Genomic DNA, 19,300 nt, shown 5'->3' with positions numbered 1-19,300 from the left:
TGCAACTGACAAAACTGACAGACAACACAGGCTACACCCACTACCGCTCAGCAAATGCTTTAAAAACTAGCTATTGCTCCCCACCGTAAATATTGCATTCCCAGTAGAACTACCATTGCCCGTGGTTTTAATTTCCAACGAGGTATCCGGCGGATAGCTAGAGGTGGCCCCGTCATGGAAATTATTATCCAAGTATATTGAGCTATTATTGAACGGCTCATTATTACTGAACGACATGTACATATTTGCCGTTAACAGCGGATCGAGCCCCCAGAGGTAAAAGTGCATTGTTATCGAAATCGCCGGACTTGCACCATCACAACCGTATGTAACAGTTGGATTAATACTTAACCGGCCCGTCTGCTTGAAGACAGGCGTTGTAGAGTGGGCAGGTATGGACTTAGGCCAATCCCCATCCCCTTGATTATCCTGATTCAACAGGGTCAAGGAGTAAGGGCTGTTATTAACAATCTTAAAGCTTTCGGTATACATAGACATGAGTTTATCATCCCGTATAGAACTGCTAATGAAACTTCCTGTTCATAGCTTTCACACTTAAAGCCTTTACAAGCTAGACCATAGTGACACCTCCTCATCTATTGACTATGACGGCAACCTGAACAGTGAATCGTATTAGCCAATACGATTGGCACTGTCTATGGGCACATCACCAATAAATTACAATTATTTATCCTCAAATCAGTACTGCCTATGCGGATACCGGAACAAGCCTAGCCAACAACACCCTACCTGCAAGTCATAAATCCCACATGAAATCTGAGCACTCTGGCCTCAGCACACAGAAGGACTCCTCTGATATAGGCCACGACTATGCGGTGAGCGTTTCTGAACACTCTGTACTGGTGAGGCACGCGCCGGCTGAAACCCAGACCCTGCGGGCCTATCGGGGTTGCAGGAGAGAGGGAAACGACCAACACCATTCATGAGATGTGCCGCAGCATCAGCCTGTTCTCTGGAAAGCATTGCCTGGATGAGGTCGGAGATGGGCAGACAGCCAGAATCAACACACTCCGTTGCGCCTCCGCTCCTGGCCAGCGTTAGACAACCCCTTCTTTAAGGCAGAGCGTCATGGACTGGACTAGCAAGGCCGAGCCGGGACGCAAAGGCTCAGTTGCACCACTTGGTACAAAGCCAGCCTTAAGGTAGAGGTGCGTCGCTGGGCCATTGTTCAGCGTGACGCCAAGGCAGACGGCAGTGGCATCGCGCGCTCGCGCCCATGAGATCACCGCTTGCAAAAGCTGCCTTCCCAGCCCTATGCCTCGGTGCACCGGGGGCGACCCACATCTGGAACAGGTTGATCTGAGAGGGGTTGGAGGGATCTGCCTTGGCCCAAGCAAGTCCAGCAGGATAGTTGTGCACGAGAGCCGGGAGGGGAAGATCCGAGGATGACGCGGCCCCGTTGGACGTACGACGCTGCCACTCTTCCGCGGAGCGCTGCTGCTCAAGTGCCAGGGTACTGCCGAAGGCGTCAGGCGACTCGGTCAGACCGCGCAGGCGCAGCTGACTATATAGCAGCCAATCTGTTGCTTCGAGCCTTCGTACATTACCCGTCGACTGCATGATGGATCTTTGCGCCGCCTAACGTCTGGAGGTAATTCACTATTATTAATGTTGTGACAGCTGGCATCCAACAGCCGCCTCTAGGGCAGCTACCTGAGGGTCCGCATCAACCGCATTTTTAAACGGCATCATGGTTCGAGTGAATACACGTTTGCCATTTATCTCCGCGTCTATGTAGACGATATACACGCTGGCGTGACTGGGATTTTCTCGCGCCGAGTACAGTGCCCGTTTGTATTCGGCCGATGCTAGCGACTCGAATCCAGCACGATCAACCGATGTACATGCTGTATTTGGAACCGTCGTCGGTAGCTGGCCCACTACTACTGCGCCCAAGGCACCCGCAAACACTCCGCCAAATGTGCTACGGCGAAGCTCTGATTGCAGGTTGCAGTACACAACAAAATGATGGACAACGAGTTCAAGGCTCGGCGTTGCCGCGCCGAATTTTTCATACGCACGATGGCGTAGGAGAATGGTACCGGGCGGTGAAACGGCGTCTTCAGCCACACGATAGGTCGCATACGCAGCGTTGCTGATTGAATAGCTAAACGTCTCTGCTTCCTTCTCCGACTCCGGCCGCCGATCGACTACCGAAAGGGTGCTGGACCGATCAACGTCGGCGACGTTGGGATTGGTGATTTGCCCCGCACAGCCAGCAAGCATCAGCACAAGGACCGCTAGCACAGTCTTCATTGGCCTTATCTCCACTAGTGCACAAACGAGACGGCGAAAGCACGTCATTTTATAGAATCGGCCCAACCACTACCGGCCAGATCCTGCCTGGCGAGTCGAAGGATTTCATTTCGAGTTTTCTCGTCATTGTTTAGTTGATGCAGAACACCACGGTAATGAACTGCCCCACCGAAGGACATGGCAAGCAGGCCAGTAGCCTCCCCAGGTGCGATTACATTTTTATAATGCTCTTGGGTCTCATCAGCCCCATCAAGCCCTACTGATGTGTTGACGACATAGCGCCCCATAACGACAAACTGATTCTCATGAACAGTGACAACTGACTGCTCTACAATCGCCCTGGAGAAATAGGTGGTGTAGGTACTTCTGGCTGCTTGCATGGGTGGCAAAAAAAACGCGCCAACCACAGCATAGGTACCTGGTCGTGCATTGAGTAGATAGGCTCGACCGTCCTTGACGAAGTTGGAGCGGATAATACTTTGTTGAAGAAGACCGTCTTGGTTATCGACCCTGACAAAATAGACCTGATCAGGTTTATTGGTGAATACACTGACCGGTGCATTCAAGGTTAAATCTACAACCAAGGCGGATGCGCTCGGTTGAGATATAGCAGGTATAGACGGACTGGTCGCGCAGCCAGCGAGAAGTACGGTGACAGCCAGAGTGAAGAGAGCCAGGCGTAGCGCACCTACCGGATTCATAGCATCACCTATACGTAATGCATCGAGGTAGCCCCCTACCGATAGAGGCTATTGGACCGCCTCTAACTGCACGCTGTCCGACCTAACGCGTCGAGCGTCCATGGAGTACACATCCATGGGTCAGCCGTAGCAGCGGCGGCCCTTCCGAGACTCTAGTAGGTCCGTGAGAACAAGGCCAATTGTCGAGCGTAGGCAGTGGCTGAAAACTCTCAATCAGTTCGGCAAGGCGCTTACTGTCGGTGGGGCTGCCTGGTCGGATGTTCATGGCGCTTAACCTCCGCTCAATGGCGGGATCAGTTGCCTGGGTCGCCGCCCGGTTCAGTTTGCCCTGATGAACAGCGACCTGCTCGGGAAACGGCTGCACTACTGTAGAGAAGCCGCGGCGATCGCCTCAGCCGATCAGGCTGACGCGGGCCAGATCAGGCCACAAGGCGGCGTGATGATCGGCGCCTTGATAGTCCGCGGCCAAATGAATGCGCGGACGTCGAACTGGCGCGGCTGGGCTCGCAACCAAACGCTCGACAAAGAACTCCACCCGGCCACTCGGTCCACCAGGCAACGGCCAGAGGCAGACCCGCTGCGCGAGCACCTTGTAGGCCGCCGCGCTCCTTGAACGGGGGTAGGCCTCATAGACTGCCCGCCCCTTCTGCGCGGCTCGGCGCACGAAGTTGTCGAAAGGTATGGCGCCGGCGTAGGACAGCAGTACCTCGGGGAGGTGCTCGCTGCTCTTCACCAGTTTTCTGAAGAGCAAGTGCGCCTCTTGAGGGCTGTGGGTCATGTTGGCCAGCACATGGAAACGCGTGGTGCCATGCTCACGATTGAGCAACTCGATCAGCGTGGACGCACTGGCAATCGAACTGGGCTCGTCACCGGCCACCACCAGCACTTCCCGGGAGGCGCCCACGAAACTCAGCACCGTGTCGCTGATGCCCGAGGCCGTATCGATAATCAGGTAGTCCATGGCGTCACCGATCTCGCTGAAGGCGTGAATCAGCCCGGCATGCTGCATGGCGCTGAGCCGCCCCATCGCGGGATCGCCAGAACTGCCGGAAACCACGCGAACGCCACTCCTACCCTCGTGGACCACTTCGCTCAGGCGGAACTTGCCGTTGATTACGTCTGCAAGGCTGCGCTCGGCTGCATGGCCCAGCAATACATTGAGGTTCGCCTTGCTCAGGTCGGCATCCAGCAACAAGACCCGATTACCCAGGTCGGCCAATGCCAGGGCGAGGTTGGCCGCAACATTCGTCTTGCCGACACCGCCCTTGCCGCTGGTCACGGCAACGACCTGAACAGGATTCCCCCCACGATTTGCCACAACGCTGCCCTCACTGGCGATGCCCTTACTGGTGAGCCCATCATTCGTCTCGCCTCGCAGCGGCCGACCGATCAGCATCAGCGAGCTCAACCGATGGCTCCGCAGCGCGCTCAACGCATCGCCCAGGCTGATCCAGGTCATCCATCACAAGCTGACCTCACGATTATGTCATAAATGCCTTTGATGCCAATCGTGACACTAATGGAAATCTACACACGCGTTTGATTCCCGATGGATGGCGACGCCTCCGGAAGTTTGGGAGGACGCAGGCCAGGCGAATCAGGCGGCAAGGGCTAGTTCAGTTTCTGGAGCAACGCGGAGTAGTCGTTGCGGGCGTCGTTGACCTCGGTGCTGACGGGATGGGCAATGAGGTCACGCCGAGCGTGGGTCAGCGCCTCGCCAACCCGCTCAGCCGACAGGTTGGTCGACAACCACAGGTCGAACTGCTGCGGGGCCAGGACAACGGGCATGCGCTGGTGGATGGCGTGAATGGCCGGTGACGCTTCCGTGGTGAGCAATGCGCAGGACAGGACTTGCCGCGCATCCGGGCCCAGCCAGGTGGACCACAGCGCAGCGAAGGCTAGCATCGAATCATCGGGGCAATGGATGTAGTACGGCTGCTTGACCTTGCGGCCGCTCGGACTGACTGCCTGTTCCTGAGCGTTCCATTCATACCAGCCCTGGGCTGGCATCAGGCAGCGGCGAGACCGGTAGCTTTGCCGCCACATGGTTTTTTCGGCCGCCTCTTCACGGCGGGCATTGAAGGTCAGGGTCGGCAGACTGGATTTCTTCCACCACCCCGGAATCAGCCCCCAGCGAGCCGGCAGCACTTCGGCTATACCCTCTTCGTTGCTTAGCACCACGGGCACGGTCATTGTCGGGGCGACGTTGTAGATACGCCGAATCCACCGCCCGGAGTTGCCTGCGCCGATGTGCCAGTAACGCTCCATGGCGGCTTCATCGGGGCTGACGTATCGACCGCACATGGACACCTCCGAAGCGTCGGGATTGGTCGAGATCGGCGTGTCGAGCCCACCGCTGTATTCAGGTTAGTCCGGTTGGATGGGAGACGAGGCGTGCCTGCAAGGCTCATCACGCCACTCGAGCAACCCAACCATCAGCGGCCGAAAATCATGAACCCCGCGGAAGAGAAGTAGAGCCGCGTCTGCCTCCGCCTGCGACCCGGCAACGCCTATTCGCCGTGGACCTCGGTATTGGCACGCGATGCACCGGCCAGGCCTCGGACCAGAGCGGATGGGGGCTGCCTGGCCGCTAAATAGCCAGTATTTCCGGCGCCCTGAACGGCACTACCGTTCGTCGCCGTCACTGCTCAAAAAATGAACAAACCGATTTCAGCCCGCTCTGAGAGTAGCCAGATGACGGCGGAGGCATTCGCCCCGCCTTCCAGCAAACCAGGAGCTTTTTCTCACAGGCACGAGTCATGTGCAGGGGGAGCTTTTACTTTTGAAAGAGGAAATCGAATGACTGAAGGCTCATTCGCCAGGTGGTAACCGGATCGACAGTTTCATCCTGAAACCGAAGACCGGCTCTGGAAGCGTTTCTTAACTGCAAATGTAAAAACCTAATGCCCACAACGCCCTGATTGTGAGGCTCACCTGATAAAAAGAGGCACCCATGGATTTCACTATCATTACTGCGCTGTTCGAGCAGAAGACCACCATGGAGTTTATGCGCCTAGGGATTGTTTATGCGCACCTGATCGCCTGCTGTGTCGCCATCGGCATGGTGTTGACCAGCGACTTCGCGATGATCAAAGAATTGTTCAAGGGTGGAAACTCCCACCTGCAAGACAGCCAGCATATGGAAAGCCTGCAGAAATCCGTTTCCGCCGCCCTGGCGGTCCTCTGGGTCAGCGGCGTGGCGATCATCTGGCTGGATATCAGTGCCAGCGGCTTGTCCTACCTGCTCAACCCCAAGCTGCAGGCCAAGATCACCATCGTGATGCTGCTGACCTTCAACGGCATGCTCCTGCATGGCCTGGTGTTGCCCGCCCTGCAGAAGGCCGGCTCGCTGCTCAAGCTGAACTTCAGCATGCGCATGTTCGCCCTGTTCGCCGGTGCGCTGTCGGGCGTGTCCTGGTTCTATGCGGCGATGCTGGGCATCGGCCGCCCGCTGTCCTGGAAGTATTCGCTGACCGAGATTCTCGCTGCCTATCCGGTGATGATCGTCGGTGGTTTCGCCGCGATGGTGCTGCTCACCCAGTGGGCGATGAAGCGTGAAGCCCGCGAAGAGCAAGGCGATCTCGCACTTGCCCCGGTCATTCGCAACCCGGCACTGGCAGCGGGATAAGCCACGCTGATTCCTTCGCCAGGCTGAACATCGGCCTGGCCCCTGACGCCCTCGAACGCCAAGCCGTTCGGGGGCGTCTTGCATTCTGTTCCCGCGCCGACATCGCGCCCGTGACCCGGCTGCCGAGGCTTGATAGCGCAGCGCTACCGGCTCAGCGAGTCTGCCAGGGCCCGCAGCAGCGCCGCGCCATCGCCTTTCCAGGCGCTGCCATGCATACAGGCCAGGGTGGTGGGCTTGGCGCTCGCCAGGTGCTCGAGCAACGAACGGGTATTTTTCGTGTGGGAGAAGTAGTCCAGTTCATGCCGGTAGGCTTCGCTGGGCCCGAGGATGTCCGACTCGGTGATGGGCGGCAGGTCGCTACCACCCTGGGTGAACAGGTCGCCGCAGAACAGGGTGCCGGTCCGCTCTTCCGCGAGAAAGCCGCATTCCCAGGCGTGGGGCAGGTGCGGTGCGTCGAACCAGCGCACGACCCGCGAACCCAGCGAGAGGCGCTCACCGTCGGCCATGGCTCGCGGACTGCGGTCGGCCAGGTCCTCGATGGAGACCATGGCGGCGATCACCCCGCATAGCGGCACGGAGTTCGGCGCGGCAGCCAGCCACTCGTTGAGCGAACCGCACTCGTCCGACTCCACATGGGAGAAGGCGATATAGCGCAGGCGCTCGACCGGCAGGATGCTGGCGACCGCCTCGCGCACCAGGGGAAACAGCTTGCGCGGGCCGGTGTGGAACAGCAGGGGCTCGTCGTCGACGATCAGGTACTGGTTGAACGAGAAACCACCGGCACCGGGGATGACCAGCGGCGTGTTGATGCGGTAGATGCCGTCGGCCACCTCATGCACATTGGTGCCGGACTGATGGTTGGTAACGGCCATGACGCCTCCTCGTTGTATCCGTGAATGTTCGCCTTGTATGGCTCTATATGCAGACAGTCCGAAACCTAGGCGATAACGCGCCACTCGCCGGGTTTCGCAGAGCCAGCCTACGCCCCGTCCGGAGGGAATGTCGGCCAATAAGCCCACACACCTGGCCATCAGGCTGACTATCCCCTGGCCATCCGTTTAACTGGGAGGTTGGCCGCCCAGGGTCGGCGTCCTCCCCGTTACTCAGCCCCACTGTTTGCCGAGTGCGTCGAGCCCGGCATGCTGCAAGTCCTGCGGACTCATCAGGATGCGGAACCGGCAGTCGGCCTGAAAGTTGAGGAAGAAAGGCTCCGCAATCGCCGGCACCGAGGAGGGTTCCTTCACCTCGATCACGAAGACGCCCGCGCGCCTGCCGCCCTCCTCCGTGAAGTAGGCGGCCTCGGGCTTGATGGTATCCAGGATTCGGCCGATGACCTCACCACAGGTGCCGTTGCGAACCAGCGCGTTGAAGGGTTCATGGGGGAACTCAACCGAAAGCAGCATCTTCATTGGGTGATGTCCTGCTGAGGCGGCATGCCAAGGCGCTGCCGCATACGCCCGGCTACTGCCCTGCAAGGCGGCAGCCAAGAGACGCCCAGCTGAGCCTCGCACTCAAGGCAACTGGAACGCCTCACCGATGGTGCTCGTCTGGAACAGCCGGAACTGTGCCGCGTCCACCTCCAGATATGGGTAGCGGCGCTTGACCTTCGCCAGGTAGTCCATGAAGGCTGGCGCGTCGCTCAAGTAGTAACGCCAGATCATCGGCTGCCCGGCCTGCAGACATTCGGGGCCGAAGTGGCCGACATAGACCACCTCATTGGCGGCCACGCTGAAGCTGCCCGCCAGAGGCGTGCCGCCGTCCAGCAGCTGAGTGCGCCGCGCCTGAAAGGCGCCGACGTCGTTGACCGACCTGGCGGCCTTGATATGGAACGCGGTGAGGGCGTACTCACCCGGCTCCACCAGCAGCGCATAGTCTTGCGACACCGGCTTGGCCAGCAGCCCGGGCCCCTCGAGCTCGATATCGGCGGCCGCCTGGTCGCCGAGTTTGCGCACCGGCATGCGGTCGAAGCCAAGGCTGCGCAGTTGCACATTCTCGAACCCACAATAGCCCCACGCCCGGCCCCAGCCCACTCCCAGCAGGATCACGCCCATGGACGAGCCGGCCCCGGCATAGGAGCGCTCGGTCAGTTCCTGGGCGGCAGATACCAGCGCTGCAGCAGCCCATCCGCACAGGATGATCGAGGTCCTAAGAAGTGGCCGAATGCCTTTGGTTCTCATGCTGCCTCACCCTGCTGGCTGTGCCCTTGGCTGTCGCATCAGCCCAGCGATGCCTCAACGGCCTCGCTATCACCCAGGCCGCACCTCGCGCCCTGGATTTGCCAGAGCGGTCCCTGGCGGCACGACTGCCGCTGTCGAACAGGCGCGAACTCACTCAAGAAGTAGAGACCAACCGGCGCGCCTGAGCGCCCAATCCGCGACGTCAGGCGGCTTTTTCCTAGACGGAGTTTTCCTATGGCCGGCCCTGCTCAGCAGTAACGGCAATTTAGCCCGCCAGGCGCCGTATGGAACCGCAGGTTGCGGCCGCTACCGCGTTAGCCCCTGACCGAGCGCTGCGTGCCGAGCAACAGGCCGGCGAAGATCAGGCCACCGCCGAACCAGTGGAAGGGCTGCAGCCCCTCGCCCAGCAGCAGCCAGCCGAGCACGGCAGTGAACACCGGCATCAGGTAGTTGGCCAGCGCCGCCTTGGCCGCGCCGAGCACCCGCACGCCATGATTCCAGGCCAGGTAGGCCAGCAGCGAGGCGAATACCGCCGTGTAGCCGATAGCGCCAAGGGTGCCCGGGGTGACCACGAAGTGCGCGCCACGGGCCAGCTCGACCAGGTAAAACGGCAGGATCAGCGGCAGGCCCAGCAGCATGAATGCGCCGAGCAAGGCCAGCGGCGGGATCGGCAGCAGGTAGCTGGCCCAGCGCCGCAACAGCAACGAATACAGCGCCCAATCGGCCACGGCCAGAAGCATGATCAGGTCGCCCGGGTTGAACGACAGCGCCATCAGCGCCGCCAGGCTGCCCTGGCCGATCAGCACCAGCAGGCCGATGGCCGCCAGACCCATGCCCCACCAGGCGCGCGGCTGTGGCCACTCGCCGAGCAACAGGCCGGCGCCGATAAAGGTCATCAGCGGCAGGCAGGTGTTGACCAGGGTGATGTTGATCGCCACGGTGGTCTGCGCCGCGCTGTACAACAGCGAGTTGTAGGCGGCGATGCCCAGGCCGCCGAGCACCAGCAGGCGCCAGCCGGCGTCGCGCAAGGCCGCGCGGTGGCGCCACAACGGCGCGGCGACGAAGGGCAGCAGCAGCGCCAGGGCCAGGCTCCAGCGCCAGAACGACAGGGCGAAGGGCGGGATCTCGCTGACGAAGGCCCGCGCCACCAGGGCGTTGCCCGACCAGCAGAGCACGGCCAGCAGCAGGCCCAGCGTGGCCATGCCGCGTGAACTGGTCATTGGCTTCAGACCTGACGCAGCGGACGCAGGCGGTATTGCGCCGGCAACTGCTCGATACCGCTGACGGTGACGTCGAGGTTCTTCCAGCGTCCGTCCTTGATGCCGTAGATGCAGCCGTGCACCGACAGCGCCTGGCCGCGATGCCAGGCGTTCTGCACGATGGTGGTATGGCTGACGTTGGCCACCTGCTGGATCACGTTCAACTCGCACATGCGATCGACCCGCGTTTCTTCGTCGGGCAGCTGTGCCAGGTCCTCGTGATGCTCGTAGTAGAGATCGCGGATCGAACGCAGCCAGCCATCGATCAGGCCGTACTGGGTGTCCTGCATCGAGGCGCGCACACCGCCGCAGCCGTAGTGGCCGGTGACCAGGATATGTTTGACCTTGAGCACGTCGACCGCGTACTGGATCACCGACAGGCAGTTGAGGTCGGTGTGCAGCACCACGTTGGCGACGTTGCGGTGGACGAACAGGTCGCCCGGCAGCAGACCGACGATCTCGTTGGCCGGCACCCGCGCGTCCGAGCAGCCGATCCACAGGTACTCCGGCACCTGCTGGCGGGCCAGCTTGGCGAAGAACTCCGGGTCTTCCTGGTTGATCGCCTCGGCCCAGCGGGCGTTGTTGTCGAAAAGGTGCTGTAGATCGCTCATGCCTTTTGCTCCGTAAATTGCCGATGCTCACCATACGGAGCGTTCGTGGCTTTTGACAGGTTACCGCCTCACGCAGTCACAGGTCGGGTTGCCGGCCATCACCGGTAGTTGCCTGCGAGCCACGGTCGGGCCTCTGCGGCGGGGCCGCCGGTCAGGCAGCGGCCGCGCACGCTTGCGCCACTGCTAGCGTAAACCCTAGGTAACCGCTGCAGAGGAGAAGGACTGATGCCTGTCACCCCACCCGCGAGCGGGTCCGGTTCGACCAAGAAGCCGCGAGAGGATCCGGTTCTGGACGACGTCGAAGAGCCGCTGCTCGATGAACTCGAGGATGAGCATGAGCTGATCGAAGAGTTCGAGCACATCCAGCGCCGCGAAGCCGGCCTGAGCGACGATGCCCCGCCGGGCCATGGCCCCGACAAGGACGATGCGGACCTGGAGGACCTGATCCACGAAGACGGCGCCCGCTCGCCCTACGAGGAAGGTGGCGACCAGCCGGCAGACCATGAACTGAGCATCATCGACGAGGATGACCTCGACTTCAGCCTGAAGGATGACGAACGGGCACCTCGAGGCGCCACGCCCAAGGAAGATCGCTAGGCGCTCAGTCGATCAGGGTGCAGGCCATCACCAGGGCATCCTCGCGCCCCCCGACTGCCGGGTAGTAATCGCGCCGCCGGCCGATTTCGTTGAATCCGTAACGCTCGTACAGACGGTAAGCCGCCTGGTTGCTGGCGCGCACCTCGAGGAAGCATTCGCCGGCCTTGAGCTGCATGGCCCGCTGCATGAGGAACTCGAGCAGACGCAGGCCCAGGCCGCGCCCCTGGCTTTGCGGCTTGACTGTGATGTTGAGCAGGTGGGCCTCGTCGATGATCACGTTGATCACCCCATGGCCGACCTGCTGGCTACCCTCGAACATCACCCAGCAGTCGTAGGACTTGATACTGTCGGTGAAGATGCCGCGGGTCCAGGGATGGCTGAAGGCGGCGTACTCGATTTTCAGCACGGCCTCGAGATCCGCCTCGGTCATCGGGCGGAAGCTTATTGCATCACTCATTGCGCCTGACTCATCCAGCGTTGGCGTACCCGCCGCATCGCCTGCCACAGTTCGCGCTTGCGCTGCGGCTCCTCCATCAGCAGCTCCAGGCCCGGCAAGGCCCAGGCCGCGCCCAGTCCCTCGATCTGCAACTCGCGGTTATAGGACTCGGCGTCGGCCTCGCCGGCAAAACGCACGGCCGGCAGGCCGACCAGCCACAGGCAGGCACAGGGCGCCTGCTCCTCGAGGCGGGCGCCGACGAAGCTCTGCACGAACTCCAGCGCCGCCTGCGGCCCCTGGTCCATATTGCCGCGCACCAGCAGCGGCCAGCGCACCGGCTCACCGACCAGCTGCGGGCTGTCCGGCAATCCGGCGGCGCGCAGCAGGTCCTTGAGCAGCAAATAAGCAGGATCACGCCCCTGCAGCGGCTCGCCGGTGGGCAACTCGACCAGCAGGGCGCAGTCGCCGGCGCGCAGCAGTTGCAGGGCAAAGCGCGGCGGCGCCACGGCCACAGGCCTGGCCGCCGCGGGCGCTTCGGCCGCCGATTCATCCGCCTCGGGCTTGGCGCCGCGGCCAGTAGCCGCGGGGCGCGGCACCTCGACCTTCGGCCGCTCGCTGGGTGGGACGACGGGAGTCGGTGCCACGCTCTCGCGCAGCGCCTGCATGGCCGGCGCCTCGTCGGCCGGTTGCGCAGGCTCGGGCGGCGCCAGCAGCTCCGGCCGCGACGGCGCGGCGAACGGCAGCTCCACCCGCGGCAGCCAGCTGGCCACCTGCATGGCGCTCAGATAGGCACGGCGGCGCAGTTCTGCGATCAAACGTCAGCCACCTGCGGATGGGCCTTCTGCCCGGCCTGCATCAGGTTCAGGGCATTGATATAGGCCTTGGCCGAGGCCACCAGGATGTCGGTGTCGGCGCCATTGCCGTTGACGATGCGCCCAGCCCTCTCCAGGCGCACCGTGACCTCGCCCTGGGAATCGGTGCCCTGGGTGATGGCGTTGACCGAGTACAGCTGCAGGTTGGCCGTGGACGCGGCGACCGACTCGATGGCCTTGAAGGTCGCGTCCACCGGCCCCGAGCCCTGGGCCTGGGCCGCATGCTCGGTGCCATCGACGCTGAGCACCAGCTTGGCCTGGGGCACGCTGCCGGTCTTGCTGGCAACTTCCAGGCTGATCAGCTTGAAGTGCTCCGGCGCTTCCTCGCCCAGGGTGTCGGAGACCAGCGCCTGCAGGTCCTCGTCGAAGATCTCGTGCTTCTTGTCGGCCAGCTCCTTGAAGCGGGCAAATGCCGCGTTCAGCTCGGCCTCGCTGGACAGGGCGATGCCCAGCTCGTCCAGACGCGAGCGGAAGGCGTTGCGCCCGCTCAACTTGCCCAGGGACAGCTTGTTGGTGTGCCAGCCGACCGACTGCGCCGACATGATCTCGTAGGTCTCGCGGTGCTTGAGGATGCCGTCCTGGTGGATACCCGACTCGTGGGCGAAGGCGTTGGCGCCGACGATGGCCTTGTTCGGCTGCACCGGGAAGCCGGTGATGCCGGAGACCATGCGCGAGGTGCTGAGGATGTGCGGGGTGTCGATGTTGGTGTGCACGCCGAGCAGGTCCGCGCGGGTCTTGATCGCCATGACGATCTCTTCCAGGGCGGCGTTGCCGGCCCGCTCGCCGAGACCGTTGATGGTGCATTCCACCTGCCGCGCGCCGGCCACCACCGCGGCCAGGGAGTTGGCCACGGCCAGGCCCAGGTCGTTGTGGCAGTGCACCGAGAACACCGCCTTGTCGGCATTGGGGATGCGCTGCAGCAGCTGGCGGATGGTCTCGGCGTACTGGTGCGGAATGGCGTAGCCGACGGTGTCGGGGATATTGATGGTGCGCGCGCCGGCGTCGATGGCCGCCTCGATGATGCGGCAGAGGAAGTCGATCTCCGAACGCCCGGCATCCTCGCAGGAGAACTCCACATCGCTGCACAGGTTGCGCGCGCGCTTGACCGCGTGCACCGCCTGCTCGACCACCTGATCCGGCTGCATGCGCAGCTTGTACTGCATGTGGATCGGGCTGGTGGCAATAAAGGTGTGGATGCGCCCGGAGTTGGCGTTCTTCAGCGCCTCGGCGGCGCGGTCGATATCGGCGTCCACGGCCCTGGAGAGGCTGCACACGGTGCTGTCCTTGATGCTGTCGGCAATCGCCTTGACCGCGGCGAAGTCACCCGGGCTGGCGATGGCGAAGCCGGCCTCGATCACGTCGACCCGCAGGCGCTCCAGGGCCTTGGCGATGCGCAGCTTTTCTTCGCCGGTCATGGACGCACCGGGGCTCTGCTCGCCGTCGCGCAGGGTGGTATCGAAAATAATGACGCGATCGCTGCTGCTCATGCTCGACTCCTCGTGGCCCGGCCTTGGATGCGGCGGGACTCAGGCAGATAGTGCCCGCTGGTGGCGGCACCCAATTGAGGAATTGTGGCGTGAAACCGGGCTCACGGAAAGCCTGCAACGGCTATGCGGTCAGCCCAGCTATCGATAAGCCGCGTGCTGGCGCTCACGACCGATGGCGCGGGCCATGCTCAGCAAGGGTCATACAGGCCGAGCAGATGCTCGGCAATCGCCGCCTCGATGGCCTGGCTCCGCCTTTGCGCGCGGAGCAACGCCTCCGATCGGCAGGGGTTCCGGCACGGGCCATGCGATGCAGTACAATCGGCGTTTTTTCCGACTGAGCGACCGGCCCTGCGATGATCGACCCCAAGCGCGTACTGCGCGCCCTCGCCGAACACTGGACCCTGCTCGAACCGCTGTGCGAGCGCTTCGATGCCGGCACTCTGAGCCTGGTCGAGCTGCGCAACCAGCTCAATGCGCAACTTCCGGACAGCACGCCGGTGGACATCACCGCCCTGCTCGACCAGTGGATCCGCCTGGACATCCTGGTGCCGGTGGCCAAGAGCCCCAATCGCTTCGAGCTCAACGCGCAGATCCACGACTTCCTCGCCTACCTGCGGCGTGAACACCGTTTGGGTTTGTGCCTGGAGATCGAGGCCTACCTGCGCCACCTCGAGCGCCTGGCCGGCTATATCAAGGATGCCTTCGAGGTGCGCGACGCCGCCGACCTGGCGCGCCAGCTGCGCCTGCTCGACATGCGCGTGCGCGACGTACTGAAGAAGCTGGCCAACGACGAACAGGCGCTGGTCGCCGTGGCCGAGCGGGCCAAGACCAGCGACCGGCAGATTCCGCTGCGCCAACGCTACGCCGAGGTGCTGGCCACCTGGGACGAGTACGTCGAGCCGATGATCCAGCTGGTCGCCGCCGACGGTGCCTTCGAGCAGGGCGTGTACCGCGTCGAGCACGTGCTGCTGCGCCTGCTCGGTGAGCAGCAGCGCCTCGGCCAGCTGGTCGACGACGACCTGCTGCTGCGCACCCACGCGCGCATCCTGGAAATGCAGACCACCGCCCAGCTGACCCTGCGCCGCGCCCGCGAACTGCTGCTGCCGCTGCGCGAGGAGGCACGCCGGCACAACGCGGTGACCCGTGGCGCCGCCCTGGCCCTGTCGGTGATCCGCAAGAAGGGCCTGGACGCCGTGCCCCAGGCCGCCCTGCCGCTGTTCAGCCGGCCGCAGAGCACCTTCCTCGGCAGCGCGTCCCAGGTCGAGGCCTATGTCTATGCCCTGGCCCGCTTCGAGCCCAAGCCCAGCCACTTCCCCAAGGCCAGCGGCACGCGCAAGCAGGTCGGCCCCAAGGCGCCGCGCACCGCCCGCGAGATGCTCGAACGCTGCGAGCAGGCCCTGCCGCTGCCGGACCTGATGCTCTGGCTGCTCGACCAGGAGCCCGAAGGCGCCACCGACGAGCTGCTCTACTGGTTCTCGCGCCTGTCCCGCGACGCCCGCTTCCAGCGCGAACGCCTGGAGCGCCGCGACTACCTGACCCACGAGCATCAGCTGAGCCTGAGCTCCTACGCACTGGTGGGCCGCCCCAATGCCTAAACTGCCCGTAGGGTGCGCCGTGCGCACCGCCACCGACGACAAGGTGCGCACGGCGCACCCTACGATTGCCTGTGAGCATCACCTATGAATATCGACCTGAAAGAACTCACCCAGCTGGCGCCGATCTTCCGCGAGCTGTTCAAGGGCTACCACCTGTCGCGCAGCGAGCCGGAGTGCTACGCCCAGCTGTCCAGCCAGCAGGACCAGTACCGCGCGCTGTTCAAGGCCCTCGGCTTCGAGCTGGTATGCGACCCGCGCGGTTTCTACTACTTCGTCCCCGAGCAGATGGGCGCCCAGGTCAACAAGACCGCCCAGCGCCTGGCGCTGTTCACCTTCATCCTGGTCGAGCACCTGGCCGACCAGGGCCGCGACCCGCTCAGCGTGCTGGACGGCGGCAGCATCGGCCGCGACGAGCTGCCGGCGCTGCTGGACAAGTACCGCGACCTGTTCCTCCAGGCCGAGGTCACCACCCAGGATGAGCTGGAGGACAAGGTCATCCGCCGCCTGACCCAGCTCGGTTTCGCCGCGGACAGCAACGGCGTGTACCGCTTCCTCGCGCCGATGCACCGCTTCCTCGATGTCTGCCTGGCGGTACAGCACGACCGCGACCTGGCCGCCAGCCTGCACAGCAACGACCTGCCCCTGCCGGCGCCGGTGCTGATCGACGACGACAGCGGCGAGGCGCTGATCGCCCTCGACGACGGCGCCGATGAATCCGACGAATCCGAAGAACAGGCCCTGGCCCGCGCCCTGGCCGAAGAACGCGCCCTGCAGGAGACCCTCGCATGAGCCAGGAACGCTACGGCATTCGCCGCTTCGCCCTGCTGAATACCGCCGGCTACAGCCTCGGCCTGTTCCCCCTGGAGAACCCGCTGTCGGTGTATGGCGCCAACAACCTGGGCAAGTCCGCCTCGATCAACGCCCTGCAGTTCCCGATCCTGGCGCGCATGTCGGACATGAGCTTCGGCAAGTACAGCCTGGAGCAGTCGCGCAGGTTCTACTTCGCCAGCGACACCAGCTACATCCTCGTCGAGGTCGCCCTGCCCCACGGACCCCACGTCATCGGCGTGGCCGGGCGCGGCCCCGGCGGCGGCTTCGGCCACCAGTTCTTCGCCTACCAGGGCGAGCTGGACCTGGAGCACTACCAGAACAACGGCACCTGCCTGCGCCAGCGCGAACTGTTCAACAACCTCGAGCGGGCCGGCATCAAGGCCTTCGAGCTCAAGCCGGACGAACTGCGCCGCCTGCTGGTCGGCGGCCACACCTCGATCCCCCTGGACCTGACCCTGATCCCGCTGCGCTCGACCAGCGAGCAGAGCCTGAAGACCTTCCGCGCGCTGTTTATCAACCTGCTGCATATGCGGGAAATTACCGCGGCCAAGCTCAAGCAGCTGTTCCTCGACGCCTTCGAGCACAGCCTGCGCTCGGGCAGCGTCGACTACATCGCCGCCACCGAGGAGGCCTTCCGCGACGTGCGGCGCATGGAGCAGGACTACCAGGCCCTGGTCGGCGCCGGCCCGCTGATCGAGGCCCTGGCCGCCGGCGTGGCCCAGCGCGAGCAGCTGCGCGGCAAGCTGCACCGCCTGTCGCCGCTGCTCGACTCGCTGCTCGGCACCTGGCAGGACTATGCCGGCGCCCGCCGCGAGGAACTGGTGATCCAGGCCGAGCACTACCAGCGCGAGCAGGATGGCCTGCAGCAGGAACAGCGTGGCGGCACCGCCGAGCTGATGCGCCTGGAGCGGGCGATCAGCGAGATCCAGCGCTGGCTCGGCGAGCTGTCCGTGCTGAAGAACCGTTTCGCCCTGATCGACAATGCCCAGGTGCTGGAGGCCCAGCTGCTGGCGGCCAAGGACGCCCACGACGAGCTGGCCGGCGCCTTGGCGCAGTCGCGGCAGTTCTCCAGTGAAGACCTCGACGAGCGCCTGCGCGACCTGGAAAAGCGCCTCAAGTCGGTCAGGCAGCAGCTCGACCACGCCGACAACAACAGCTACGCCAGGCTGCGCGAGGAGTTCAGCCAGGCCGACGTCGATCGCCTGATGCGCCTGTTCAACGGCCAGCTGTTCAGCCTGCCGCTGGGCGAGAAGGGCATCGCCCTGGACGACGGCGAGGCCTGGGTCAAATCCCTGGAAGCGGTGCTCGATGGCTTCAAGGGCGAGCGCTTCGAGGCCCCGGGCCTGTCCATCGACCTGTCCCATATCGAGCCGCCGGCCCTGCAGGCGTTGGCCGACCGCGCCGCCCTGCGCGACCAGAAGGACCGCCTGGAGCGAGAGCTCAAGCAGCTCAAGACCCAGCAGGCGGTGGCCGCCGACCGCGCCGCGAGCAAGACCCAGGCCGAGGCGCTGTACCAGGCCGTGCTGGATGCGCAGAAGGCCCTGGAGGATTACCGCCGCAGCCAGACCCTGGCCGTCGAAGAAGCCGGCAAGCTGGAGCAACTGGCGCAGCTGGAGGCCGCCCAGGACGAACTGCGCCGTACCAGCGACGCCTTCGCCGAGCGCGTGCAGCAGCTGTCGGCCAAGTTGCAGCTGGTCGGCCGCCAGCTGGCCGACCTGGAAGCCATGCAGCGCACCCTGGACGACGCCCTGCGCCGCCGCCAGCTGCTGCCGGCCGACCTGCCGTTCGGCACGCCCTTCACCGACCCGGTGGACGACAGCCTGGACAACCTGCTGCCGCTGCTCAACGACTACCAGGACGCCTGGCAGGGCCTGCAGCGCGTGGACGGGCAGATCGAGGCGCTGTATGCCCAGGTGCGCCTCAAGGGCGTGGCCAAGTTCGACAGCGAGGACGATGTCGAGCGCCGCCTGCAGCTGCTGGTCAACGCCTACGCCCATCGCCAGGACGAGGCCCTGACCCTGGCCAAGGCCCGCCGCGCCGCGGTCACCGATATCGCCCGCACCCTGCGCAATATCCGCAGCGACTACGACAACCTGGAACACCAGCTGGCGCTGTTCAACCGCGAGATCAACAAGCGCCAGGTCTCCAACCTGGCGAGCTTCCGCATCGTCCTGGCGCCGAACAAGGAGGCGCTCAAGCACATCGACCAGATCATCCACAGCGCCGGCCAGTACGAGGAAGGCGAGACCCTGTCGGTGTTCGACCTGCAGCAGAGCAGCGAGCAGGACGCCAGGAACGAGCAGGCCAAGGAGTACCTGGCGCGCCTGGTGGCGGCCAACCAGAACCAGCTGGGCCTCAAAGACCTGTTCGAGCTGGCGTTCGAGATCACCAAGGTCGGCGGCCAACCGGTGATCCACACCGACATCGACGGGGCGGCGTCCAACGGCACCACCATGACCATCAAGGCGCTGACCAACATGTACCTGCTGCTGCACCTGATGGACCGCGAGCAGGCCGGACGCGTGCGCCTGCCCTACTACCTGGACGAGGCGGCCGATATCGACGAGCGCAACCAGCAGGCGCTGATCGAGACCAGCCTGCAGCTGGGCTTCGTGCCCATCCTCGCCTCGGTCAAACCGCAGGTCTCGGCCCACGTGGCCATCGACCTGGAGGGCGGCAGCGGCCCGGCCGGCATCTACATCGACGAGGCCGACTGGAAATTTATCCGCCCCCGTGAACCGGCCAAGACCGAGGCCGTCCACGAAGAAGCCAGTGCCGAACCGGCCTGATCCTTCCGCCTCAATGAAAAGGGCCGCAGATGCGGCCCTT

At 63.6% G+C, this 19,300-nt stretch carries 19 protein-coding genes; 5 read left to right on the top strand and 14 right to left on the bottom strand.

Features of this window, described 5'->3' with window-relative positions; translation table 11 throughout:
• Positions 1 to 66: 66 nt before the first annotated feature.
• The 6 genes from LPB260_RS24275 to LPB260_RS24250 all read right to left on the bottom strand — a co-directional run bounded on the left by LPB260_RS24275 (position 67) and on the right by LPB260_RS24250 (position 5,282).
• Complete coding sequence (locus LPB260_RS24275) at positions 67 to 498, bottom strand: hypothetical protein (protein WP_208708402.1); 432 nt, start codon at positions 496 to 498, stop codon at positions 67 to 69.
• A 560-nt stretch (positions 499 to 1,058) separates the two neighbouring features.
• Positions 1,059 to 1,289, bottom strand: a complete 231-nt coding sequence (locus tag LPB260_RS29515) for a GNAT family N-acetyltransferase (RefSeq protein ID WP_371926131.1) — start codon at positions 1,287 to 1,289, stop codon at positions 1,059 to 1,061.
• Between the two features lie 337 nt (positions 1,290 to 1,626).
• Positions 1,627 to 2,277 carry a hypothetical protein gene (locus tag LPB260_RS24265; RefSeq protein WP_208708400.1) on the bottom strand — a complete coding sequence of 217 codons (651 nt, stop codon included), beginning with the start codon at positions 2,275 to 2,277 and terminating at the stop codon, positions 1,627 to 1,629.
• 44 nt (positions 2,278 to 2,321) lie between these two features.
• On the bottom strand, positions 2,322 to 2,978 hold the full coding sequence (locus tag LPB260_RS24260; protein ID WP_208708399.1) for a hypothetical protein: 657 nt from the start codon (positions 2,976 to 2,978) through the stop codon (positions 2,322 to 2,324).
• A gap of 391 nt (positions 2,979 to 3,369) precedes the next feature.
• Positions 3,370 to 4,437 (bottom strand): P-loop NTPase, encoded by a 1,068-nt coding sequence (locus LPB260_RS24255; protein ID WP_305888805.1) that lies wholly within the window; start codon positions 4,435 to 4,437, stop codon positions 3,370 to 3,372.
• A gap of 152 nt (positions 4,438 to 4,589) precedes the next feature.
• Positions 4,590 to 5,282, bottom strand: coding sequence for an SOS response-associated peptidase (locus tag LPB260_RS24250; protein ID WP_208708398.1), 693 nt, complete (start codon positions 5,280 to 5,282; stop codon positions 4,590 to 4,592).
• A 649-nt stretch (positions 5,283 to 5,931) separates the two neighbouring features.
• Between LPB260_RS24250 and LPB260_RS24245 the strand changes: the two genes are divergently transcribed.
• On the top strand, positions 5,932 to 6,606 hold the full coding sequence (locus tag LPB260_RS24245) for a hypothetical protein (RefSeq protein ID WP_208708397.1): 675 nt from the start codon (positions 5,932 to 5,934) through the stop codon (positions 6,604 to 6,606).
• A 143-nt stretch (positions 6,607 to 6,749) separates the two neighbouring features.
• Here the strand turns inward: LPB260_RS24245 and LPB260_RS24240 are convergent, their stop codons facing one another.
• The 5 genes from LPB260_RS24240 to can form a co-directional block, all read right to left on the bottom strand.
• On the bottom strand, positions 6,750 to 7,478 hold the full coding sequence (locus LPB260_RS24240) for an MBL fold metallo-hydrolase (protein WP_208708396.1): 729 nt from the start codon (positions 7,476 to 7,478) through the stop codon (positions 6,750 to 6,752).
• Positions 7,479 to 7,709: 231 nt separating this feature from the next.
• The gene (locus LPB260_RS24235) at positions 7,710 to 8,015 is read right to left on the bottom strand and encodes a panthothenate synthetase (protein ID WP_208708395.1); all 306 of its coding nucleotides are present in this window, start codon (positions 8,013 to 8,015) and stop codon (positions 7,710 to 7,712) included.
• A gap of 102 nt (positions 8,016 to 8,117) precedes the next feature.
• Positions 8,118 to 8,783 (bottom strand): hypothetical protein, encoded by a 666-nt coding sequence (locus tag LPB260_RS24230; RefSeq protein WP_208708394.1) that lies wholly within the window; start codon positions 8,781 to 8,783, stop codon positions 8,118 to 8,120.
• Positions 8,784 to 9,097: 314 nt separating this feature from the next.
• On the bottom strand, positions 9,098 to 10,003 hold the full coding sequence (locus LPB260_RS24225; protein ID WP_208708393.1) for a DMT family transporter: 906 nt from the start codon (positions 10,001 to 10,003) through the stop codon (positions 9,098 to 9,100).
• A 5-nt stretch (positions 10,004 to 10,008) separates the two neighbouring features.
• Positions 10,009 to 10,653, bottom strand: coding sequence for a carbonate dehydratase (can, locus tag LPB260_RS24220; RefSeq protein ID WP_208708392.1), 645 nt, complete (start codon positions 10,651 to 10,653; stop codon positions 10,009 to 10,011).
• 225 nt (positions 10,654 to 10,878) lie between these two features.
• Here can and LPB260_RS24215 point away from each other — a divergent pair, with 225 nt between their 5' ends.
• The gene (locus tag LPB260_RS24215; RefSeq protein WP_208708391.1) at positions 10,879 to 11,250 is read left to right on the top strand and encodes a serine kinase/phosphatase; all 372 of its coding nucleotides are present in this window, start codon (positions 10,879 to 10,881) and stop codon (positions 11,248 to 11,250) included.
• Positions 11,251 to 11,254: 4 nt separating this feature from the next.
• Here the strand turns inward: LPB260_RS24215 and rimI are convergent, their stop codons facing one another.
• The 3 genes from rimI to LPB260_RS24200 are packed head-to-tail and all read right to left on the bottom strand — an operon-like array spanning position 11,255 to position 14,045.
• On the bottom strand, positions 11,255 to 11,707 hold the full coding sequence (gene rimI, locus LPB260_RS24210; protein WP_208708390.1) for a ribosomal protein S18-alanine N-acetyltransferase: 453 nt from the start codon (positions 11,705 to 11,707) through the stop codon (positions 11,255 to 11,257).
• The gene (locus LPB260_RS24205; protein WP_208708389.1) at positions 11,704 to 12,501 is read right to left on the bottom strand and encodes an energy transducer TonB; all 798 of its coding nucleotides are present in this window, start codon (positions 12,499 to 12,501) and stop codon (positions 11,704 to 11,706) included. The genes rimI and LPB260_RS24205 overlap by 4 nt, the downstream gene beginning before the upstream one ends.
• Positions 12,498 to 14,045, bottom strand: a complete 1,548-nt coding sequence (locus tag LPB260_RS24200) for a 2-isopropylmalate synthase (protein ID WP_208708388.1) — start codon at positions 14,043 to 14,045, stop codon at positions 12,498 to 12,500. The genes LPB260_RS24205 and LPB260_RS24200 overlap by 4 nt, the downstream gene beginning before the upstream one ends.
• A 353-nt stretch (positions 14,046 to 14,398) precedes the next feature.
• Here LPB260_RS24200 and mksB point away from each other — a divergent pair, with 353 nt between their 5' ends.
• From mksB to mksF, 3 genes are all read left to right on the top strand, one after another.
• Positions 14,399 to 15,640, top strand: coding sequence for an Mks condensin complex protein MksB (mksB, locus tag LPB260_RS24195; RefSeq protein ID WP_208708387.1), 1,242 nt, complete (start codon positions 14,399 to 14,401; stop codon positions 15,638 to 15,640).
• An 84-nt stretch (positions 15,641 to 15,724) separates the two neighbouring features.
• Complete coding sequence (gene mksE, locus LPB260_RS24190; protein ID WP_208708386.1) at positions 15,725 to 16,429, top strand: Mks condensin complex protein MksE; 705 nt, start codon at positions 15,725 to 15,727, stop codon at positions 16,427 to 16,429.
• Positions 16,426 to 19,260, top strand: a complete 2,835-nt coding sequence (gene mksF, locus LPB260_RS24185) for an Mks condensin complex protein MksF (RefSeq protein ID WP_208708385.1) — start codon at positions 16,426 to 16,428, stop codon at positions 19,258 to 19,260. Before mksE ends, mksF begins: the two co-directional genes overlap by 4 nt.
• Positions 19,261 to 19,300: the final 40 nt, after the last annotated feature.

The organism is Pseudomonas sp. LPB0260 (assembly GCF_013388395.1).
This window is presented reverse-complemented; position numbering and strand designations above follow the sequence as displayed.